Here is a 19,027-nt window from a genome sequence, read left to right on the forward strand (position 1 = left end):
CACCACCGCCCCCCGAATCCCGCCGGGCCCCCTATGACAGGGCTCCCGCGTGAAACCCAGGAGGTCCAGGGCATGACATGGGACCTTTCACGCGCGGTGGGCCCCTCCTCACAGGTCGTCCGCGCCCCGACTTCGCGGCTTGACACCTCCCATTCGTAAAGCTGAAAATCAAGACATAGCCTCAAAACTGTTCAGGAGCGGAAGCCTCGCGCGAGGCGGTGCAGGCGAGGCTCGACGTGGCCCGCAAGTTCCTCCAGAACAGCAGTGCTTGCTCGAAGACCGAGGACCCACCATGGCCGGGCACCCCACCGCCGATGAGCTGATGAAGCGTCTGTTGGCCACCCGCGAGGCTGGCGACGCCACCCCCGCGAGCCCGGAGCAGTTGCGCCTGCTGCGCGAGCTGACGCGGGATGCGCCCACCTTCGCGCCCGCGCTGCTGGAGCTGGCGCGACTGCTCCAGCTGGCGGAGGAGCCGGGCGTGGACCCCGAGGTCACCTTCACCGAGGTGCAGCGGCTCCTGGAGCAGTCCGTCTCCGTGTCGCGCCGCAACCCGGCCGCGCTGGTGGAGCTGGGCTACTTCCTGGACGTCATCCGGGGCCGCGAGGACGACGCGATGACGCTGTGGGAAGAGGGCTCGTCCCACGCCCTGAAGACGCTGGAGCAGGCGTGGGCCGGCATGCTGCGCGGCCTGGGCGACACGCGCACGAAGGAGTCCCTGGAGAAGGGGCTGCGGCTGGCGGAGCGCGCGGAGAAGGTCTTCCCTGACTCGCCGCGGCTGCTGGACGAGGTGGAGCTGGTGCGCGAGTACGCGCGCCAGGACGGGCTCATGAAGCCGGCCTCGGAGCCATGAAGCGGCGGATGGAAGACACACTACCCAGGAGGTGACTTCCCGCCGGAGGACGACCATACTCTCCGAGTGAGCCCGCGGGCCCATCGGGTCCGTTCGTCCGAGGAGAGTCGCCATGTCGCCCCCGTCGTCCGACGCCTCCGCCCAGCCGCACGTGCTGCTGCGCTCCGGTCGCGCCTCCTATGAGCTCGTCAAGTCGCTGGGCGCCGCGCACCACGGGGAGTTGCTCCTCGCGCGCCGCCGCTACGAGTCGGACTTCGGTGGCTACGCGGTCATCAAGCGCCCGCTGCGCGCCGAGGCCGCGCACCGGCTCTGGGAGGAAGGCCGGCTCACCGCGCTGCTGCACCATCCCAACGTCGTCAGCGTGCATGACCTCAAGGGCCCGGACGAGGCGCCCGTGCTCGTCTTCGAGCACACCCCCGGCCACCGGCTGGACTCGCTCATGGAGGCCTCCGGCCGCGCCCACCTGCCCTTCACGGAGGGCTTCTCCCTCTATGTCGCCGCCGAGGTCGCGGAGGCGCTGCACCACGCCCACACCCTCACCGACGAGCACGGCCGGGCGCTGCGCGTCGTCCACCGCGACGTCGGTCCCCACAACATCCTCATCACCGAGCACGGCGCGGTGAAGCTGCTCGACTTCGGCGCCGCGTCGTCCGTGCTCTCCGGCACTCCCGAGGGACAGGAGCATCCCACCAGCCTCGCCTACGCCGCCCCCGAGCACGTCGCGCGCCAGGCGTTGGATGGACGCGCGGACCTGTTCAGCCTGGGGCTGGTGCTGCTCCAACTGCTCACCGGACGACACCTCTTCGAGGGCGCGGACCGGTTCGAGGCGGAGCGCCGCCGTCGTCGCGAGCAGGCGCTGTCGTCGGACACGCCGACGCAGGAGCACGCGCTCGACTCGGCCATGCAGGAAGCCGTCAGCGTGGCCGCCGCGCGGGAGCTGCGCCGCCGCATCCGCGCCTACACGCGCGAGGACCTGGAGGACGCGCTGCGCGCGGTGCCCGTGGCCTTCCAGCCGCTCTTGCGAGGCACGCTGGCGCCCGAGCGCGAGGAGCGCTTCGGCACCGGCGCGGAGCTGGCGCGCACCCTGCGGTTGTACGCCCGCCGCGCCGGCCAGGTGTTCGGTCGCGCGGACGCGCTCGCGGAGGTGACGGGCCTGCGCTACGCCGCGCTGCGCGTGCAGGCTGGTGAGTCCCCCGAAGAGGTGCTGGAGGACAGGCTGCTGCCGGAGGAGGACCCCGCAAGCTGAACGCCGCCCACGTCCCATTCCGGAAGCGTGTGCTAGCGAACATCCCCGCAGTCGTGACGTGGACGTATCGACGCGGTGCGGCTGGCGACCCTGGCCCTTCGGTACGAGTCTGAGTCTCCATGTGCACGCCAAGCCTCGTCCTCCTGGTCGAAGACCACGCCGATAGCCGGGAGCTGCTGGAGGAGTTCCTGACGATGGAAGGCTTCGCCGTGGAGACGGCGGGCAACGGCCAGACGGCGTGGGAGCGACTGAGGCGACTCCCCCGCCCGGACGCGGTGCTGCTGGACTTGATGATGCCGGTGATGAGCGGGTGGGAGCTGATGCGCCACGTCCGTGAGGACGCCAGGCTGAGCGCCCTGCCCGTCGTCGTCGTGTCCGGCGCGGGCAACAGCCAGCCGCTCCCCGAGGGCGTCCAGGCCGCGGTGCCCAAGCCGGTGGACCTCTGGGAGCTGCGCGCGACGCTCGCCCGCGTGGTGAACGCGGCAGGCTGAGGGCGTCGGCGCGTCAGGCTGGGGGTGGCACGCGCGGGAGCGTCACCTTGAAGACGGTGCCGTCCGCCTCGGTGGAAGCCACCTGGATGTGGCCGCCGTGGCCCTTCACCACCTGCTCGACGATGTAGAGGCCCAGGCCCAGGCCCCCGCTGATGCTGCTGCCGGGGTGACTGCTCGTGGCGCGACGGAACGGGTCGAACAGGTGGGGCAGCGCTTCGGCGGAGATAGGCTCGCCGGGGTTGTGGACCTCCAGCACCACCGTGTCGCCCAGGTCCGACAGCGTGAGGGTGATGGGCGCGTCCGGCGCGCTGTACTGGAGCGCGTTGCCACCCAGGTTGCTCACCACCTGGAGCAGCCGGTCGGCGTCCCACTGACCGTCATACCGGCCGGAGCCCCCCGCCACCCGCAGGGTGCGCTCCGGCCACGCGGCCTCCAGTTCCTCCACGCCCTGCCGCACCACCGCGCGCAAGTCTCCCGGCGTGCGCTGGATGGGGATGCCTCCGCCCAGCCGCCCGCGCGTGAAGTCGAGCAGCTCTGAAATCATCCGCGTCATCCGCGCGCTGGAGCGGGCGATGCGCGTGACGAAGCGGCGCTCGCGTTCCGCGAGCACCTCGCTGTGGAGCAGCTGCGTGGTGGACAGATGGATGGCGTTGAGGGGGTTGCGCAGGTCATGGCTGACGATGGCGATGAGGCGCTCGCCGAAGCGGGCCGCCTGGAGCTCGGCCTCCTGCGCGCGGCGGCGCTCGGTGACGTCCGCCAGCGTGGCGACCCCGGCGATGAGCTCTCCGTCCCTGTCGCGGATGGGCGCGCTGGAGACGAGCACGGTGAGCGTGTGGCCATCCTCGTGCTTCAGCATCGCCTCCTCGCCCTGCACCACCTCGCCGGTGCTCAGCGTGCGCGCCAGCGGCCACGCGTCCGGGGCATAGGGTGTCCCGTCCGGATGACAGGCGCCGTAGAGGGTGGCGAACGTGTCCACGTTGGACATGGGCTGGAAGGGGCGCCCGGTGAGCATGGCGACCTGCCGGTTGGCGAGCACCAGCCGGCCGCTGGCGGCGTCCGCGATGAAGACGCCCGCGGGCAATTGCTCCAGCACGGCGGCCAGCCGCGCGCGCTCCGATTCGATGGTGGACAGCAATCGCTGCCGGTCCGTCTCCACCGCGCGGCGTTGGGTGATGTCCAGCACGGTGGCCACGCGCCGCGACACCTTCCCCGTCTCGTCGCGAAAGGCCGTGACGTGGGAGAAGGCGGGGAAGCGGCTGCCGTCCTTGCGCACGTGGAGCGACTCGTACTCGTGCGAGGGCTTGGAGTTCGCGGCGGCGGCGTGGCGCGGGAGCATGCCCCGGGCCTCGGGAGCAATCGTCGCCTCCAGCGGCTGGCCGATGAGCTCCTCCGGCGAGGCTCCGTGCATGCGCGCGAAGGCGGGATTCACGTCGAGCAGGGTGTCGTCCTCGGCGGACACCACGACGACGCCGACCCCCAGGCGGAAGAAGACCTCCTCCCAACGCCGCAGGCCGGCCTCGCTCTCGCGCAGGCGCTTCAGGGAGGCCTCCGCCTCCGCGCGGGCCTCGCGCTCGCGGTCCCGGGCCTGGCCCTGGGCGAGCAGTCCGGTGGCGCGCGACGCCATGGCGCGAAACAGCAGCAGGTCCTCCTCGGACAACTCGGTGCTGACGCGGCTGCCCATGAGGGCCACGCCGATGAGCACGTCGTTCAAGACGAGCGGGACGCCGTACAGCGCGCGCACGTCGGAGGTGCGCACCACGGCGGAGTGGGCCCGCTCGTCGCAGCTTGCGTCGTGTACCAGCAAGGGCTCGCGCGTCGCGGCGATGGTGCCGACGAAGCCCTGCCCCATGGGCACGAGCCCCCCGATGTCCACGCCTTCGCCCACGCCGCTCTCCACGCGCAGGAAGTCCTCGCCGTCGCGCAGCAGGACGACGGCCACGTCCACGGCGGCCACCGTCTCGCACAGCACCTGGAGCAGCCGGGGCAGGAAGCCCGCCACGTCGGGGCTGCCCAGCGCCGCCGCGCTGATGCGGTCCAGGGCCTGGATGGTGCGCTCGCGGGCGCGCGTGTAGCGACTGACGGCGGCGGCGACGGCCTCGTCCATCGCCTCATGGAAGATGCGCTCCTCGTCGGGGCGGAGCGTGGCGTGGCCTCGCGCGGACCACAGGCGCAGCACGCAGCCGCGCAGGAGCCGGTACTCGGTGACGACCTGTCGCAGGTCGAAGCCCTCGCCCAGGCGCTCCAGGGCGTGGTGGTCGCTGATGGCGCTCAGCCCCGAGGCCAGCTCCGCCTGGGGCTTTCGCATCATCCTCGCGATGCCCTCCAGCAACCCGGGCAGGCCGTCGCGGAGCGCGGGGCGCGTCAGGGCCTGGGCCGCGGGGATGGAGCGCACCTCCACCTCCCAGGCCTCCAGGATGGTGTCGCGGTTTTGAATCAGGAAGTCAGCCAGGGGAATGGGCAAGGGCGTGTCGAAGAGGGTGTTCCGGGCCGGGCACGACGTGCCGTGGGTCTAGCCACTCCCCCGCCCTTCGACAACCGCTCGGAAGCGATGCGCCATCCAGGCCACACTTCCGCCCGGGTTCGCGGCGTCCTTCAGTGCGACGTCGGCGCCATCACGTCCGTGAGCCGCAGCAGGCGGTGCTCCTGCTCCAGCAGATAGTGGACGCGGAAGCCGGAGCCCAACACCACCAACCCCACCTCTTCGGGCAACAACGGCCCCTCGAGCGGGAGTCCCGCGGCCAGTTCGGCCAGCTCGCCTTGAAGCTTCTGTCTCACCGGGGCAGGACACCGGTCGAGCGTTCGCAACGCAGGAGGAGAGAGCTGGAGACGCAGAGCCATGGTCCTACTCAGGGTGACCACCCCGGGCGCGCGTATCAAGATGTGCCATGGGTCCATGACACTGGTTCGCTTCCAACTTCAGCGAATCTGGATTTCCGGCGCTGCGTCGCGCGTCACGCCTGGGTTGTCCTCCACCGAACGCGAAGCCTGGGGTCTGGCGGACAGGACAGGAGGGCCCGAGGTATCTGAAACAAGTCGCTCCTCCGACATCCTGTCTCAACCCCGACGTCAGGGGCCGATGCGGCTCACGCGGCGCCGACGTTGCGCACCGTGCCGTGCTCCAGGTCCAGCCACAGCATCCGGCCCCGTGTGTCGAACATGAGCAGCGCGGTGTTGGTGAGGCGGACCTGGGGAGTCGGTGACTCCTCGAAGGTGAAGTTGAGCCGCGCGCGCATGACTTCACTGACGTCGAGCAGGCGGACCTGCCAGGCCCCGTCGAAGAGCGTCAGCTCCGCGCGCCACGACTCGGAGAGGAAGCACTTCACGCGCTCCAGGGACTCACCGACCACGGACATCGGCGCGGCGAAGCGCGGTCCTTGAGGCTTCACCCACAGCCAGTCCGCCTCTCCAGGGCGAGGGTACTCGCGGTCGCTGAAGTGGACGGAGGCGCGCACCTCGCCATCGGCGGTGATGGCGCAGGAGCGCAGCACGGCGGAGACACCCTTGCCGAGGGCCACGAACGGCTCACGCGAGCGCAGGGTGGGGCCGTCTTGCAGCGCATAGACCCAGCACTCCGCGTCGGTGGTCACGAAGCACAGGTATGTCTCGTCCGCGGCCAGCATGGCGACGGGGCCAGGCACCTTCGACACCCGCCACAGGGCACGCGGCTCGGCGGCCTGCGCGTCCAGCATCATCACCGTGAGCTCCGAGGCGACGAACCATGTCTCACCGTCATACGTCGGCGCCCACGCGTGCATGGCCACGTCGCACCACGCGGTGGCCCGCCGCCGCACCACGTCCACGCGGGACACATGGTGCAGCTCGCCCCGACGCGCGATGGCCAGCACGCGGTCCCCATGGATGGAGGCGACCAGGGAGAAGGCCGGCACATCGAAGTGCGCCAGCCTGCGGCCCTCCGCGCTCAGCAACACCGCGCCCGCCTCGCCCAACGCGAGCAACAGCCGGTCCGAGGGGAGCACCACCGCGTCATGGATGGCGAACGGCCCCGCGTCCCCCAGCGAGGCGGTCGCCTGCACCACGAAGCGGGTCCACGGGGACGGGACCTTGGGGGCCAGCGCGGGCAGGTCCGCGCGCAGCGCGCCGTCCGGCAGGTCCCTGAGCAAATGGGTGATGAAATCGGTGGGCAAGTGGGCCTGACCCAGGGCCCTGTCTCTCATGAGGGCGCGCACGGTGGGCACGAGCAAGGCCGAGCGGACTCCGGAGGGAGGCTCGCTCGCCAGCGTCCGGGCGAAGGCCAGCCGCTCCGCCGCGCCATTCAGGGAGTCGTCGTCCAGCAGCGCGAGCACGCGGGCACGCGCCGCGTCGAGTCCTCCCGGAAGCGAGCCCGCCCACAGCGCCAGGAGTCGCGCGCCGCCCACGCCGCCCACGTCCACGCCACGCTCCATCCACTCGCGCGCTTGCTCCCGAGCCGCCTGCACCGGCCAGATGGCCTCGACGGCCTGGACCCAGCTTCCCGCCTCGGCGCGAGACTGGCCCCACAGCAGACGCAGCTCATGTGCCTCCGCGAAATGCGTGCTCTCCAGGCGCAGCACCGCGTCCTCGAAGCAGCCGCTGCGCCGGGCGATGGCCTTCGCGCGCTGTGGGTCCTTCGCGAGAAACCACTGACGCACCACCAGACCGGGTGCCAGGGCACGCCCCTCGGCCAGCTCCGCCGCGAGCTTGAAGCGACGGTGCCGCTCCAGGAAGGCGACGGCTTCCTCGTGCGCGCCCAGCAACTCGGAGAGGATGAACGCGGCTTCCTCGATACGACCTTCGCGCTCGAAGCGCTGCAAGGCCGCGCGGTAACGCTGCCGGAGCGCCTCGTAGAGTTCTTCACCTCCGGCGAAAGTGGCGGCGGGGCCGCGCGGGCCTAGCTGGAGCTTGAGGTCCTCTCTCGGCCCCGGCAGACCGAGCGCCTCGCGGGTGTTTTCGTTCAGCTTCTGATTCAGCGGAATGGCATGGCGCAGCGCTTCGTGCAGGTCTCCGCCCTCGAACATCTCGAACAGGCGACGCAGATACTCCGCCTTGCGCCGGCCGAGCAGCTCGCCCAGCGGCGTATGTCGCAGCAGCCACTGGGACAGGCGCGCCAGGGAACCCGGGCCTGGAGGAGGCCCCGCGTTCCGAGGTGACGTCTGGCCACCACGAGCGCCACTTCCACCGCCCGCCGCCTTCGCCGTCGAGCGCGGCCGGAGCGCCGCCCACAGTCGGCCCAACAGGGAGGGAGTCCTCGGAGCCAGGACCTCGCGCCGCGAGCCCGACGAGGAGGAGCCCTTGCCTTCACCCGAGGGCAGCGCGCCCGCCGTGGAGGGAGTGTTCCTCAGCCACGCCGCGAGGCGGCCAAGCCACCTGCTTCCTGTTCCTCCACCCTCACCCTCCGCTGTCTCCGCCTTCGATGCGGACCCCCATAGGGCGCGCAGTTGCGACAACACTCCAGCGCGCGCGACGACGCCGTCACCGCTGGAGCCCGACGACGCGGCACTCCGGCCCGTCCATGCGGAGCGCAGCCGCGACAGCAGTCCAGGACGCGCGCCCGACCCCTTCACTCCGGCGGCCTGTCCCGTCCATGCGGAGCGCAGCCGCGACAGCAGTCCAGGCCGCGTGCCCGACCCCTTCACTTCGGCGGCCTGTCCCGTCCATGCGGAGCGCAGTCGCGACAGCAGTCCAGGACGCGTGCCCGGCCCCTTCACTTCGGCGGCCTGTCCCTTCCATGCGGAGCGCAGCCGAGCCAGCAGTCCAGGACGCTCGGCCACGACGGCATCGGAAGGGGGCGCACGTCCCTCCATGCGCGCGAGCACCACCCGTGCTTCATCGGACGGCTCGGGAATGGAGCCACCGAAGGAGGCGCGTGTGACAGGCGCCACGGGCTCCACCGCGGCTGCCACGGGTGGAGGTGGCGCGCCCAGGCTCCGCGTGGGCAGCACCGTCCACGCGGACACGTCGAACCACGAGGACAGGTCCACGACCCGCGCGCTCGACAGCGGATGGACCCGGGCGACGCCCGCTCGCACGAGCACGAGCGAGTCACGCGGCGCACCCAACCGCGCCCACTCCGAGGCAGCCAGCGGCGCGGAGGTGAGCACACCGCCTTCGAGCGTGAGGGGCAGACCCGGGCTCGACCCCGTCGAGACCCGCTGAGCACAGTGAAGCCGCAGCAGATAACCCTCCGCCACGAACAGCACGGACGCGCCCGGCGCCCACAACGCCATCACCCGCCGCCGAGCCTCCTGCTCGCCGAGCAGCTCCGGGTCGAACCAGAACGCCGAGGCACTCACCGTGCCCCGGTGCACATGCTGACGCGGCGCCGCCCTCGCGTGGGCGAAGCGCCTCATATGCCCTCCGCCGTCGCGCGATAGCGCACGTGTCCGTCACGAAGGTCCAGCAACACCAGCTCCCCGGTCTGCGTGAGCCAGCCGAGCAGCGACGTGGTGTGGCTGAGCTCCGCGTGCACCACCGGAGCCGAGGCCTGAGCAAGCACGTGGTGGCCGGTCGCGCCGAACCACGACAAGGTGCGCTCATCCGGCCCCAGCACCACCAGCCCGGCCTGCCCTGGAGAGCCATGGCAGCATCCCACGCCGACCACGTGGAAGCCTTGAGGCACCGGGAGGTCCTGGACAGAACCCTCGAGAAACAGTCGCCACACTCTCGGCCCGTGACTCATCGCGAGCAACCCCGAGTCCCCAGGCACCTTGACTCCGACGGCGTGACCGAAGAAGGACTCACCCCCCCGGGCCTCCAGCACCGTGCTCGTCGACGCGTCCGGCCCCACGACATGGAGCGTCGTCCGCGAAGGCAAGGGCTGCCCCTCCGAGGGCGCGATGTAGACAGGCTTGCAGACATTGGGCGGATACGGAGACACGGGATAGAGGCTGTGCAACCCCGTGCCCACGCGAACGCTGGGGCCACTGCGGACGTAGACGAGCTTGCCGTGGACCCGGGCCATCGCCGTCACCGAATTGTCCAGCGCCATCAACTCGACGCGATGCTCGGCCTTGACCAGGTAGACGAGGAAGAGCTCTCCGCTCCGCGTCAGCAGCAGGACCGACTCCCCATCGCGGTCCCTCCACGAGAACAGCCGGCCGGGGCCTCCGTGCGCGACGGGAAGCTCCGACGCGTGGCCCGGCGTCCACCGCTCGGACACCGGGCGCCGCTCACCCGCGTCGGCCCGGGGAGGCTGGGGCTTGAGCGTGCCATGGAGGACATAGCGGTCCGGCCGTTCCATCAACGCGAGCAGTCCGCCATTCGAGCGCCACCCTGCGGCGAGCATCAGATGACCGGGCTGAAGCCTCATGCGCCGAGGTCGGGGCGCGGTGGAGCTGGACGAGTCGGGAATCGCCATCGCGGACACGCCGCCGTCGGAGTGGAACATCACCAGCCGGAAGCCGTCCGCCGAGAAGTGGAACGAGCGGGCCTTCTGGCCTCCGGCCATCGACACGGGCTTCGCGACGCGACTCTGGAACGGGTCTCTCAGCAGACGAATGCTGTCGTCGGGAGGCGGCAGGTCCAGCACGACTGAACGCACCGGACGGGAAGCGGGACGCACGTCCACGGTGAGCTTGCGCACCTCGGGGGCCAGCACCTCCGTCACCTCGATGCGGGACATCGACTCCGCACCGGGCAGCCGTGCGAGGCGAGCACTCCCCACCAGCCACGTCTCTTCCGGCGCATCGCCCAGGGACAGGGCCTCATGCCATGCGGCGAGTCGCTCGGCGGCGGGTGGATCCACGTCGCGTGCGGAGAGCCAGGAGAGCAGCACGCTGGGAGTCACCTCGGAATAGGTGCCCCGCTCGGGCGGAGCCTGGAGCACGCCCCACGCGAAGGAGGCCCCGGCGGCCTGGGCACGGCGGGCCATGACGATGAGCAGCGCGAGGTGTGCGATGCGAGGGTTGCCAAGCTGGTCGGGCCCCGCGTCCAGCAACACGACGGTGCGGCGAGCGCCCTGCGGCTGACGGAAGGCGGGCTTGAGAAAGGACAGCTCCCCGAAGGCGGCGCGGCGCACCAGCTCGTCCGGAGCCTCCAGGGCCCACAGCCACTCACTGACGAGCAGCCGGTCGAACGAGCCCCGGCGGGTGATTCCGTCGTAGCCCTGGGGCTCGCCACCGGCGGTCTCTCCGCGCGGGCGCAACGCCCCCATGGCCGCGGACAGCCGGGCCACGAACGGCCCCAGGTGCGTGGCCATTTCCTCGGGGAACAGCGCGAGCGACTCCGCCCACGGGCGCAGCACGGGAGGCAGTGAGCTCATGACGCCCCTTCCCTTCCCGCGCCGGCTTCCTCGCTCGCGAGCCAAGCGACGAGCGTGGGGCGATGCACCGGCCGAGCCGAGGCCACCGAGACGAGCTGAAACGAGCCAGGAAGCACGGCGAGCGGCGTGGCGGTGTCCCCCGCCAGCGCCAGCAACGCACGCTCCAGCAGCGAGGCCACCACGTCCGGCGCGAGCGCACAGGGCAGCAGCAGTGACGGCGCGGCGCTGTCGCGGCCCAGGTACAGGGCGCCATCCACCCACGGCAGGGACTCCGCCGCGCCCAGCAGCACGAGGACGCCCTGCCCCGCGACACCGCGCCACGCCCCCAGCTTCGCGTCGTCCTCCCGAAGGGCCCGTCGCGCGAGCACGCGCGCCACCTCTCCCACGCCGATGACGGCGAGCGGCTCCAGCGCCTCCGCGCGCGGTCCCCAGCGCACCGGCAGGGCCCCCTGACTTTCACTGCTCATGACTCCACTCCACCGCCCTCTCGCACGTCTTGAAGACCCGTCCCCCGCGTCGTCGACGCGGACCGCGCCGCCAGTCGTCACATCTCCGGTCAGGAGAGCCCGGCGCCGCGAGCCTCCAGCGACACCGGAGACACGAGCGCGAGCGCCTCCGTGAGCCCGGCGCGCAGGACCTTCAGGTCCTCGGTGAGGAACTCGGGAGCGAAGCTCGCGTCCATCTCCCTCGCCACGCCCTCCAGCTTGAGGTGCCACGCGGCGAAGGCCTCGGCGTCGGTGTCGCTGGGGCGCTCGGCGAGCAGCACCTGCCCCGCCTGGACGATTCGCTGAGCCCGAGCCCACGGCCCCGCGCTGGCCTCCAGCGCCGCCGCCGAGAGGGCAGGGTTCTCCGTCGCCGCGAGAAACTCCCTCAACACCTCCCGAGCGAGCGCCTGTCCTTCCTTCGTCGGCACCGCGTAAATGAGCGGCCACAAGTCCGCGGTGCTCGGCACGGAGCGTCCCGCGAGCACGGCCGCGGCGGCCACCAGTCGCTGCACCTTCACCGCGCGCCGGTCCGACAGCGTCAGTCCCGCCGCGCGCAGGGAGCGCAGCGCGTGGGCCAGATGCGGACGCACGGGAGCCAGGTCCGCCTCGCGCGCCGCCTGAGCGAGCACATCCAGCGCGGCCAGGGAGGCGCGGCGTCCAGTACCGTCGCCCCACAGCGAGGCCCCGCCCGCGAGCAGGTCCTCCAGGCGCGGGTCCGGCACGGGCTCGACGAAGATGCGCGCCAGGAAGCGGTCCGCGAACGCGGCGAGCGACTCATCCTCGGGCAGCGCGTTGGCGGCGCCCACGCAGACGCGCAGGGGGCAGCGCATGCGCGTGTGGCCCCGGCGGAACGTGCGCTCGTTGAGCAGGCCCAGCAGCGTGTTCAGGATGGCGGTGGAGCCGAGGAAGACCTCGTCGAGGAAGGCGACATCCGCCTCCGGCAACATGCCCGTGGTCTCCGTCTCCACCAGACCCTCGCGCAGCTTGCGCAGGTCCACGGGGCCGAACAGTTCGGAGGGCTCGGTGAAGCGGCCCAGCAGGTACTCGAAGTAGGAGCCCCCCAGCGCGCGGGCGGTGCGGCGCACGGCCTCGCTCTTCGCGGTACCGGGGGGACCGATGACCAGCAGGTGCTCACCGGCGACGGCGGACAGCGCGATGAGCTCCACCATGGCCTCGCGCTCGACGAGCCCCTGTCCCGCGTCGGAGAGGGCGTCGCGGACGGCGGTGGCCGCGGCTTCAAAGGTGACGGACATGAACGAAAGCCTAACCGCCGGACTCCGCCAGCGCGAAGAGCACCCACCCCCTTGAAGGAATACCAGCGGACGTCCACCGGCCTCGCGGTACCGGGACGCCTGCTCGTCGACGGTGAAGGCCGGGGGTGGGCGCGGGAGCGGGGCGTCCTCCCGTGACGGAGGGCGGTTGGCTTCATGACACGGAGTCCCACTTCATGCTCCGGGCGCGAGTCGGACATAGACTGGCCTCCATGAAAAAGGTGTCGAAGTGGGTGGCGCTGGTGGGCGTGCTGGGCGTGGGCACCCAGGCGGTGGCGGACGGTTGGAATGGTCATGCCTCGCTGGGCGCGGGAATCTCCCTGGACCATTTGAGTGACTTCAGCGCGAAGGGACCCGCGCTGCATGCCTACCTGGGCGTGGAGTCTCCGCCGGGGCTGTCCCTGGGGCTGCTGGCCGAAGTCTCCGAGACGTGGGGCACGGAACTGCGCGACGCGGCGAGGGACAACCGGCTGGAGCGCACGCAACTGGATTACAAGGCGGTGGGAATCGAGGCGCGGCTGCGCTTCTTCCGGGACAAGCCCATCACCCCCTGGGTGGGCGCGAGGCTGTCGAAGAGCTGGGGCAGCACCTTCACCCCGGACGCGATGGGCAACTTCCTGCGAGAGAACGTGGACACCACGAGCATGGCCTTCCGCCTGGGCGTGGATGGCTGGTTCAGCGAGCACTGGGGCATCTCCGCCGCCACGGCCTTCCAGTTCTGTGACGTGAAGCTCTCGCGGGACTCGGTGGACGAGTGCGCCAAGCTGATTCAGTCGGTGATTGTGGGCCCGGTGCTGCGCTTCTGAGGCACCGCCGGGCGAACTGTCCTGGTGCGCGGCCCGACTCGGCCGGTGTAGAAAACCAGGCGTGAGCGAGAGCTGGGAGCAGCGGGCAAGACGCGAGGCGCGGGAGATGGAAGCCGCCATCCGGAGCGCCCTCGCGCGAAGACAGTCGGACCTGGAGCTTCGCGCGGAGCTGGAGTCGCTGGCCCGGCGGCCCCGCTTCCAGAGCTTCCCCTGGCTGTGGGGACCGGCGCTGCATGTGAGGGACCGCGTCCTCTTCCGTCCGCTCATCCTCTCCTGGCTGGTGCCGGTCAACGTCACGGCGAGCGGGAAGTTGTTCGACCCGTGGAAGAGTGAGTACGCCGCCGCGCTGGAGACGTGGCTGTCGGACGCGGACCGCGCCGACGACGTGGCCGTGTTCCGCAAGCTGTACGGCTGGAAGCTTCAGGGCCTGGGAAAGTTGCAGGAGGCGGTGTGGCGCGAGGACGTCACGCGACGCTTCCGGGGCGCGAAGACGCGCGGCGCGCGGCACCTCGAGTTGAGCAAGGTGGAGCAACCCCTCCTCCGGCTGGATGAGGCGACGGCGCTCGAATTGGATGCGGTGGACCCGGAGGCGGCGCGGCCCTTCATCCGTCAACACCTGCCCTTCACGCAGAACACCTGGTCCCCGTCGAAGAAGCCGCTTCCGATGTGGAGCACCTACCGGGAGCGCCTCTTCGCCAGGGGCGACACGGAGCAGGCCTGGACGGTGTATCGCCGGCTGGTGTCCGAGGAGACGTGGCGTCGGGACGTCATGGCGCTCACGGAGTCGGTGAAGGCGCCGGACGCGCTGGTGCGAGAGCTGGGCGAGCACCATCCGGAGTTCGCGCCCACCATGGCCGCCCACGTCTTCGTGGAGCTGGTGGAGAAGCGCGGGCGCGACGTGGTGCCCTATGTCCTGGAGAACCTGCGCTCGGTGTTCCCGAGGTGGGCCGGCAGGACGAGCATCCATGGAGTGAAGAACGCGAAGGCCCTGCCGGAGTTGCTCGAGCTGTGCCGGGTGCGCGGCTGGGAGGACGTGTGGGCGGCGGCGCTGCGCACCTCCTCGACGGAGGAGACGTTCGACACCGAGGTGCGCAAGCTGGTGAAGGACGCGGACCGGGACGAGCCCGTGGCGCGGCGGCGGCTCCTCCATGTGGCGGGGGCAGGCGCCGAATGGAACCTGCCAGGCCTGGGCTTCGCGAGGGTGTTGCCGCTGAAGGACGCGACGGCGGTGGCGATGTACGAGCGCTTCCCGGAGCTGATGCGCGGCCCCTTCCGGATGCACGTCGCCTCCGGCTGGCATGCGGCATACCCGGAGCTGGTGGCGCGCGCGTTGGAGCAGCGCGATGAGGAGCTGCTGGACTTCATCGCGAGCCGCGCCGCCACGCAGTTCGTGCCCGAACATGGCGCGGACAAGCGCCAGAAGGAGTGGACGCGGGTGCTGGACGCGCTGGCCGAGCACTACGAGAAGTTGCCGAAGGAAGGCGGCGTGTTCGCGCGTCGAGCCGCCAACGCCCTGGGCGCCGTGCCCGCGTTCTCCATCTGGGACTTCGACCGGCTGCTGATGCGGAACCGGCTCACGAGGCTGTTCTTCCAGCGCTCGGATGACTTCTACCTGGCGGACCCGCTGGCGGTGCGGGACCTGCTGGAGGCGCCGCAGATTCACGTGCAGGCGCTCGCGTTCCGGCTCCTGGGGCGGGACTCACCGCGCGCGAGGGCGCTGGCGATGCTCAACCTGGACCTGCTCCAGGCCACGCTGCTGAGGCCCCTGCACCGGCGCACGCGGCACGCGGCCTTCGCCGCGCTGGCCAACGCGGCGTTGCATGATGTGGAGGCCGCGAGGATGTTGCTGCCCCGGATGCGAGACACCTTCGCGCTGCCGGACAAGCGCTATCCGAAGGAGGCCCTGGTGGAGCTGCTGGCGAAGGTGCTCACGCGCTGGCCGGAGCTGCGAGGCCCGTCGGAGACTCCGCGAGTCTTCTCCGCGTCCACGAAGGAGGCCCTGTCATGACGGTGGTCGACCTCCTCTACGCGACGCCGTCGGTCTTCGAGTCCACGCGGGAGCGCGCGCTGTTGGGCTTGTCGGCGGACCAGCATCGGCCGGTGCGCTTCCACGCGAAGGTGGCGAAGGACGTGCTGCCGATACGGCTGGCGCTCCAGGCGCTCGGGCAGCTCATCTGGCAATCGGACGAGTGGAGCTCGGAGTGGATGGGGGGATTGATGGACCCCATCATCACCGTGCACCCGGACCGCGTCTTCTTCGAGGCGTTCAGTCAGGACCAGAGTTCGTACGGAATGGTCATCGTGGACCGGAGCTGCTTCGCGCCCGAGGGCGAGGTGCGCTGCGGCACCACCAACGTGGACTTCACCGCGTGGCTGTGGGCGGCGCTGGCGGAGATGCGCTCCAGCCGGGAGACACACCTGCGCGTGGGTGCGGAGGGCTTCGAGGTCCGCACGCAGGGCGCGGGAGGACGCTTCGAGCAGAAGGTGGAGGTGCCGGACGCGTGGGTGCGAGGCTTCCTCCAGCTCCAGGGCGGCATGGCGATGCCGGGCACAAAGCTGACGGTGAGGCCGGTGGACCTGCTATCGGCGGTGCGCTACCTCACCTTCACCAAGGCGAAGATGTCTCCCCGGGCGCTGCGCTACGTGCTCACTCCGGGTCAGGACGCGAAGCTGGTGCTGGAGCCGTGGGAGCACGAAGTGCCGTTGCGTGGCGCGACGCATGGCTCCACGGAGCCGCGCACGGTGCGCACGTGGGGTCGGCGGAGGCTGCGGCTGCTGGAGCCATTGCTGCCGTACGCGGACAAGGTGGACATCTACCTGAAGGGCCGGGCACTGCCGCACTTCTACGGGGTGCACCTGGGGCCGGGGGTTCGCTTCGTGCTCGGGCTGTCGGGGTGGACGGAGAACCGGTGGACGGGCACGGCGGGGATGGACCTGCTGCTGGAGCCGGGGCAGGACAGCGAGCTGACGGAGCGGGTGCTCGGGTTGTTGCGTGAGCGCGTGCACGCCTCCACGGACGAGGTCGCGCGGGCGCTGGGCGTGAGCAAGGCACAAGCGGCGGAGGCATTGGCGACACAGTGCGCGGCGGGGCGGGCGGTGTTCGACGTGGAGGCGCGGCACTGGCGGCACCGCGAGCTGTTCGCCACGCCCGTGAACCTGGGCCGGCTGTATCCACCGGATGTGCGGCGCGAGGAAGCCGAGCGCCTGGTGGCGGCGGACGCGGTGAAGGTGACGTCGGAGACGACGCGCGAGACACGCAAGGTGCGCAAGCTGCCGACGCCCGAGGGCGCGGTGGTGCGCGAGGTGGTCCACCGCGACTGGGTGGTGCACGGGCACGTGGGGCCGCAGCGGGACGTGGAGCTGGTGTTGAACGACGAGGACCGGCTCCTCTTCGGCAAGTGCGGCTGTGAGTACTTCCGCGAGCACCTGATGAACCAGGGGCCGTGCGCGCACCTGCTGGCGTTGCTGCGGCTGGCGAAGGCGCGGCGCAAGGAGTTGGCGAGCTCGGTGCCGTCTTCGGCCGAGGCGCTCGCGGTGAGCACGGCGGGAGCGGCGGCGCGGCGACCCAGGAACGAGGACGCCGACACGGACGAGGCGGACGACACCGAGGCGCTTGACGAGGACGGCGGCGATGACGATAACCGGTGATGCTCTCGGGAAGGGCCCGGGCTCGCGGATGAGCCGTCGGTGCCGTGGTGTTTCGCCGCGGCGGTGTTCTGTCTCCTTCTCTTCTCCAGGGTCCCAGCGTACGGAACGCAGGGAACCCCGGGTCCAGCGCCTCGCAGGTCGTCCCCTGGCCCCTCCCGGAGCACCATGAGCTGGCTCGATTGGTTCAAGGGGCTGTTCTCCCCCAAGCCGGTGACCCGCGACGTCGCGCGGTTGGATGCGTCCGAGCGAGATGCGCGAGGCCGTCCGGCGGACGTGGTGCGCGAGACGGTGGCCACGTCGGGGCCGCTGAAGCCCGGGCACCTGCGACAGATTCTGCGGGACGCGCGGCTGTTGCCCAAGGGCAAGCGCGTCTACACGCGGAAGCGCAAGCGGCTCTTCGCGGCGACCGAGGCGCGGCGTTTCTTCTCCACGGCGTTCCGGACGCGGAACCGGAACGTGCGCGATTTGCTGCCGGACGAGGCGCAGCTCGCGCGGTACGGGTTGCCGGTGTGGCGCACGGAGGAGGACGTGGCCACGGCGCTGCGTATCTCCGTGGGGCAGTTGCGGCACTACTCGACGCACCGGGCGCGGGAGCGCGTGTCGCACTACGTGACGTTCTCGGTGCCGAAGCGTTCGGGGGGCGTGCGGCTGTTGCATGCGCCGAAGCGGAGGCTCAAGGCGCTGCAGCGAAGGTTGCTGGCGGTGCTGGTGTCGAAGCTGCCGGTGAGTGCGCAGGCACACGGCTTCGTGACGGGGCGCTCCATCAAGACGGGAGCGGCGCCACACGTGGGCAAGCGGGTGGTGTTGAAGCTGGACCTGAAGGACTTCTTTCCGTCGGTGACGGTGAACCGGGTGCGAGGGTTGTTGTTGGCCTTCGGGTATGGCTATCCGGTGGCGGCGACGCTGGCCGTGTTGATGACGGAGGCGGAGCGTCAACCGGTGGAGGTGGAGGGGACGGTGTTCCATGTGCCGGTGGGGCCACGAGTCTGCGTGCAGGGTGCGCCGACGAGTCCGGGGCTGTGCAACGCGGTGCTGACGCGGTTGGACCGGAGGCTGGCGGGCCTGTCGCGCAGGTATGGGTATACGTACACGCGTTATGCGGATGACCTGACGTTCTCGGGAGATGACCTGGGGGCGCTGGAGAAGGTGCGGGCGCTGGCCGCGAAGTACGTGACGGAAGAGGGCTTCGAGGTGAACCGTGAGAAGACGCGCGTGATGCGTCGGGGTGGGCGTCAGCGAGTCACGGGAGTCACGGTGAACGAGGGGCTGGGGTTGTCGCGGGAGGAGCGGCGCAAGCTGCGCGCGATGATTCACCAGGAGGACCGGGACGGTGGGGATGCGAAGCGCGGTGCGCGCATCGATGGGATGTTGGCGTATGTGGGGATGTTGAATCCCGAGCAGGCGGCTCGCCTCGCGAGGCGACGCAAGCCGCGGGGTGGGTGAGTCGCTGGACGGATTGAGGTGTGTGGTTTCGCAACCCCGCACCTGGAACTGAGGGGTTTTCCACTGCGGGGCGCGCGGGCGGTTTGTGGGTTGAGGAGGTGACCCTTTACATCGGGCGCCCCACCCTCACAGGAGTTGCGCCATGGCGACTGCCACCCGCTTCGCATTCACGCAGCCGAGCTCACCTGGGACCGAGTTCATCATCGAGCTGACGGACGACCAGACGATCAACCATGCACGGAAGATTCTCTCCGGCGAGGAGCAGAACGAAGTCCACGTGCATGGGCGAATCATCAAGAGGACGCAGCCGTACAATCCGAAGTTCTCGTTCCATCTGGACCCGACGACCATCCGGTTCTTCGCGATGGCCATCGAGGTCTGCGACGCGAACATGGTGTACGTGGAGGACCACCTGGATGAAGCGGGAGGTGCCTTCCTGCCGGGCAGCCACTGGTGCCCGTGGGACTCCAGGCTCACGCGCGAAGTGAAGTAGCGAGCGGCCTCGACGGGCCTCATGCCTCGGTTGAGCGCGGCTAACGCGGTCCGAGGGT

The 19,027-nt window shown here is 70.8% G+C and carries 14 protein-coding genes; 8 read left to right on the plus strand and 6 right to left on the minus strand.

The window, feature by feature from the left end; genetic code table 11:
* Positions 1–292 precede the first annotated feature (292 nt).
* From HR086_RS10630 to HR086_RS10640, 3 genes are all read left to right on the plus strand, one after another.
* Positions 293–850, plus strand: a complete 558-nt coding sequence (locus HR086_RS10630; RefSeq protein WP_141640472.1) for a hypothetical protein — start codon at positions 293–295, stop codon at positions 848–850.
* Positions 851–962: 112 nt separating this feature from the next.
* Complete coding sequence (locus tag HR086_RS10635; RefSeq protein WP_174453882.1) at positions 963–2,096, plus strand: protein kinase; 1,134 nt, start codon at positions 963–965, stop codon at positions 2,094–2,096.
* Between the two features lie 119 nt (positions 2,097–2,215).
* Complete coding sequence (locus HR086_RS10640) at positions 2,216–2,587, plus strand: response regulator (protein ID WP_141640470.1); 372 nt, start codon at positions 2,216–2,218, stop codon at positions 2,585–2,587.
* A 13-nt stretch (positions 2,588–2,600) separates the two neighbouring features.
* Here the strand turns inward: HR086_RS10640 and HR086_RS10645 are convergent, their stop codons facing one another.
* The 6 genes from HR086_RS10645 to HR086_RS10670 all read right to left on the minus strand — a co-directional run bounded on the left by HR086_RS10645 (position 2,601) and on the right by HR086_RS10670 (position 12,561).
* Entirely contained in the window at positions 2,601–5,048 is a 2,448-nt protein-coding gene (locus tag HR086_RS10645) for a PAS domain S-box protein (RefSeq protein WP_174465518.1), read from the minus strand.
* A 131-nt stretch (positions 5,049–5,179) separates the two neighbouring features.
* Complete coding sequence (locus HR086_RS10650) at positions 5,180–5,425, minus strand: hypothetical protein (RefSeq protein WP_141640468.1); 246 nt, start codon at positions 5,423–5,425, stop codon at positions 5,180–5,182.
* 245 nt (positions 5,426–5,670) lie between these two features.
* Positions 5,671–8,913, minus strand: a complete 3,243-nt coding sequence (locus HR086_RS10655) for a bpX6 domain-containing protein (RefSeq protein ID WP_174465519.1) — start codon at positions 8,911–8,913, stop codon at positions 5,671–5,673.
* Positions 8,910–10,823, minus strand: a complete 1,914-nt coding sequence (locus HR086_RS10660; protein WP_174465520.1) for a hypothetical protein — start codon at positions 10,821–10,823, stop codon at positions 8,910–8,912. Before HR086_RS10660 ends, HR086_RS10655 begins: the two co-directional genes overlap by 4 nt.
* A complete protein-coding gene (locus tag HR086_RS10665) occupies positions 10,820–11,290 on the minus strand; it encodes a hypothetical protein (protein ID WP_174465521.1) in 471 nt (156 codons plus the stop codon). Before HR086_RS10665 ends, HR086_RS10660 begins: the two co-directional genes overlap by 4 nt.
* A gap of 89 nt (positions 11,291–11,379) precedes the next feature.
* Positions 11,380–12,561: an AAA family ATPase gene (locus HR086_RS10670; protein WP_174465522.1), complete on the minus strand. Its 1,182-nt coding sequence runs from the start codon at positions 12,559–12,561 to the stop codon at positions 11,380–11,382.
* A gap of 230 nt (positions 12,562–12,791) precedes the next feature.
* On the opposite strand from HR086_RS10670, the gene HR086_RS10675 reads away from it, so the two are divergent.
* The 5 genes from HR086_RS10675 to HR086_RS10695 all read left to right on the plus strand — a co-directional run bounded on the left by HR086_RS10675 (position 12,792) and on the right by HR086_RS10695 (position 18,969).
* Positions 12,792–13,385 (plus strand): porin family protein, encoded by a 594-nt coding sequence (locus tag HR086_RS10675; RefSeq protein WP_141640460.1) that lies wholly within the window; start codon positions 12,792–12,794, stop codon positions 13,383–13,385.
* 61 nt (positions 13,386–13,446) lie between these two features.
* Positions 13,447–15,393 (plus strand): gliding motility protein, encoded by a 1,947-nt coding sequence (locus tag HR086_RS10680; protein WP_174465523.1) that lies wholly within the window; start codon positions 13,447–13,449, stop codon positions 15,391–15,393.
* Complete coding sequence (locus HR086_RS10685; RefSeq protein ID WP_174465524.1) at positions 15,390–17,033, plus strand: SWIM zinc finger family protein; 1,644 nt, start codon at positions 15,390–15,392, stop codon at positions 17,031–17,033. Before HR086_RS10680 ends, HR086_RS10685 begins: the two co-directional genes overlap by 4 nt.
* Positions 17,034–17,198: 165 nt before the next feature.
* A complete protein-coding gene (locus tag HR086_RS10690; RefSeq protein WP_174465525.1) occupies positions 17,199–18,476 on the plus strand; it encodes a reverse transcriptase family protein in 1,278 nt (425 codons plus the stop codon).
* 142 nt (positions 18,477–18,618) lie between these two features.
* Positions 18,619–18,969: a calmodulin gene (locus tag HR086_RS10695; protein WP_174453871.1), complete on the plus strand. Its 351-nt coding sequence runs from the start codon at positions 18,619–18,621 to the stop codon at positions 18,967–18,969.
* The last annotated feature ends 58 nt before the right edge of the window (positions 18,970–19,027 follow it).

It is taken from the genome of Myxococcus sp. CA039A (assembly GCF_013336645.1).
GTDB lineage: Bacteria > Myxococcota > Myxococcia > Myxococcales > Myxococcaceae > Myxococcus > Myxococcus llanfairpwllgwyngyllgogerychwyrndrobwllllantysiliogogogochensis.

Bases quoted from the DNA above. Each gene is read 5' to 3' on its own strand.
- HR086_RS10630 (WP_141640472.1), top strand. From the start codon at position 293: ATGGCCGGGCACCCCACCGCCGATGAGCTGATGAAGCGTCTGTTGGCC.
- HR086_RS10635 (WP_174453882.1), top strand. From the start codon at position 963: ATGTCGCCCCCGTCGTCCGACGCCTCCGCCCAGCCGCACGTGCTGCTG.
- HR086_RS10640 (WP_141640470.1), top strand. From the start codon at position 2,216: ATGTGCACGCCAAGCCTCGTCCTCCTGGTCGAAGACCACGCCGATAGC.
- HR086_RS10650 (WP_141640468.1), bottom strand. From the start codon at position 5,425: ATGGCTCTGCGTCTCCAGCTCTCTCCTCCTGCGTTGCGAACGCTCGAC.
- HR086_RS10655 (WP_174465519.1), bottom strand. From the start codon at position 8,913: ATGAGGCGCTTCGCCCACGCGAGGGCGGCGCCGCGTCAGCATGTGCAC.
- HR086_RS10660 (WP_174465520.1), bottom strand. From the start codon at position 10,823: ATGAGCTCACTGCCTCCCGTGCTGCGCCCGTGGGCGGAGTCGCTCGCG.
- HR086_RS10665 (WP_174465521.1), bottom strand. From the start codon at position 11,290: ATGAGCAGTGAAAGTCAGGGGGCCCTGCCGGTGCGCTGGGGACCGCGC.
- HR086_RS10670 (WP_174465522.1), bottom strand. From the start codon at position 12,561: ATGTCCGTCACCTTTGAAGCCGCGGCCACCGCCGTCCGCGACGCCCTC.
- HR086_RS10675 (WP_141640460.1), top strand. From the start codon at position 12,792: ATGAAAAAGGTGTCGAAGTGGGTGGCGCTGGTGGGCGTGCTGGGCGTG.
- HR086_RS10685 (WP_174465524.1), top strand. From the start codon at position 15,390: ATGACGGTGGTCGACCTCCTCTACGCGACGCCGTCGGTCTTCGAGTCC.
- HR086_RS10690 (WP_174465525.1), top strand. From the start codon at position 17,199: ATGAGCTGGCTCGATTGGTTCAAGGGGCTGTTCTCCCCCAAGCCGGTG.
- HR086_RS10695 (WP_174453871.1), top strand. From the start codon at position 18,619: ATGGCGACTGCCACCCGCTTCGCATTCACGCAGCCGAGCTCACCTGGG.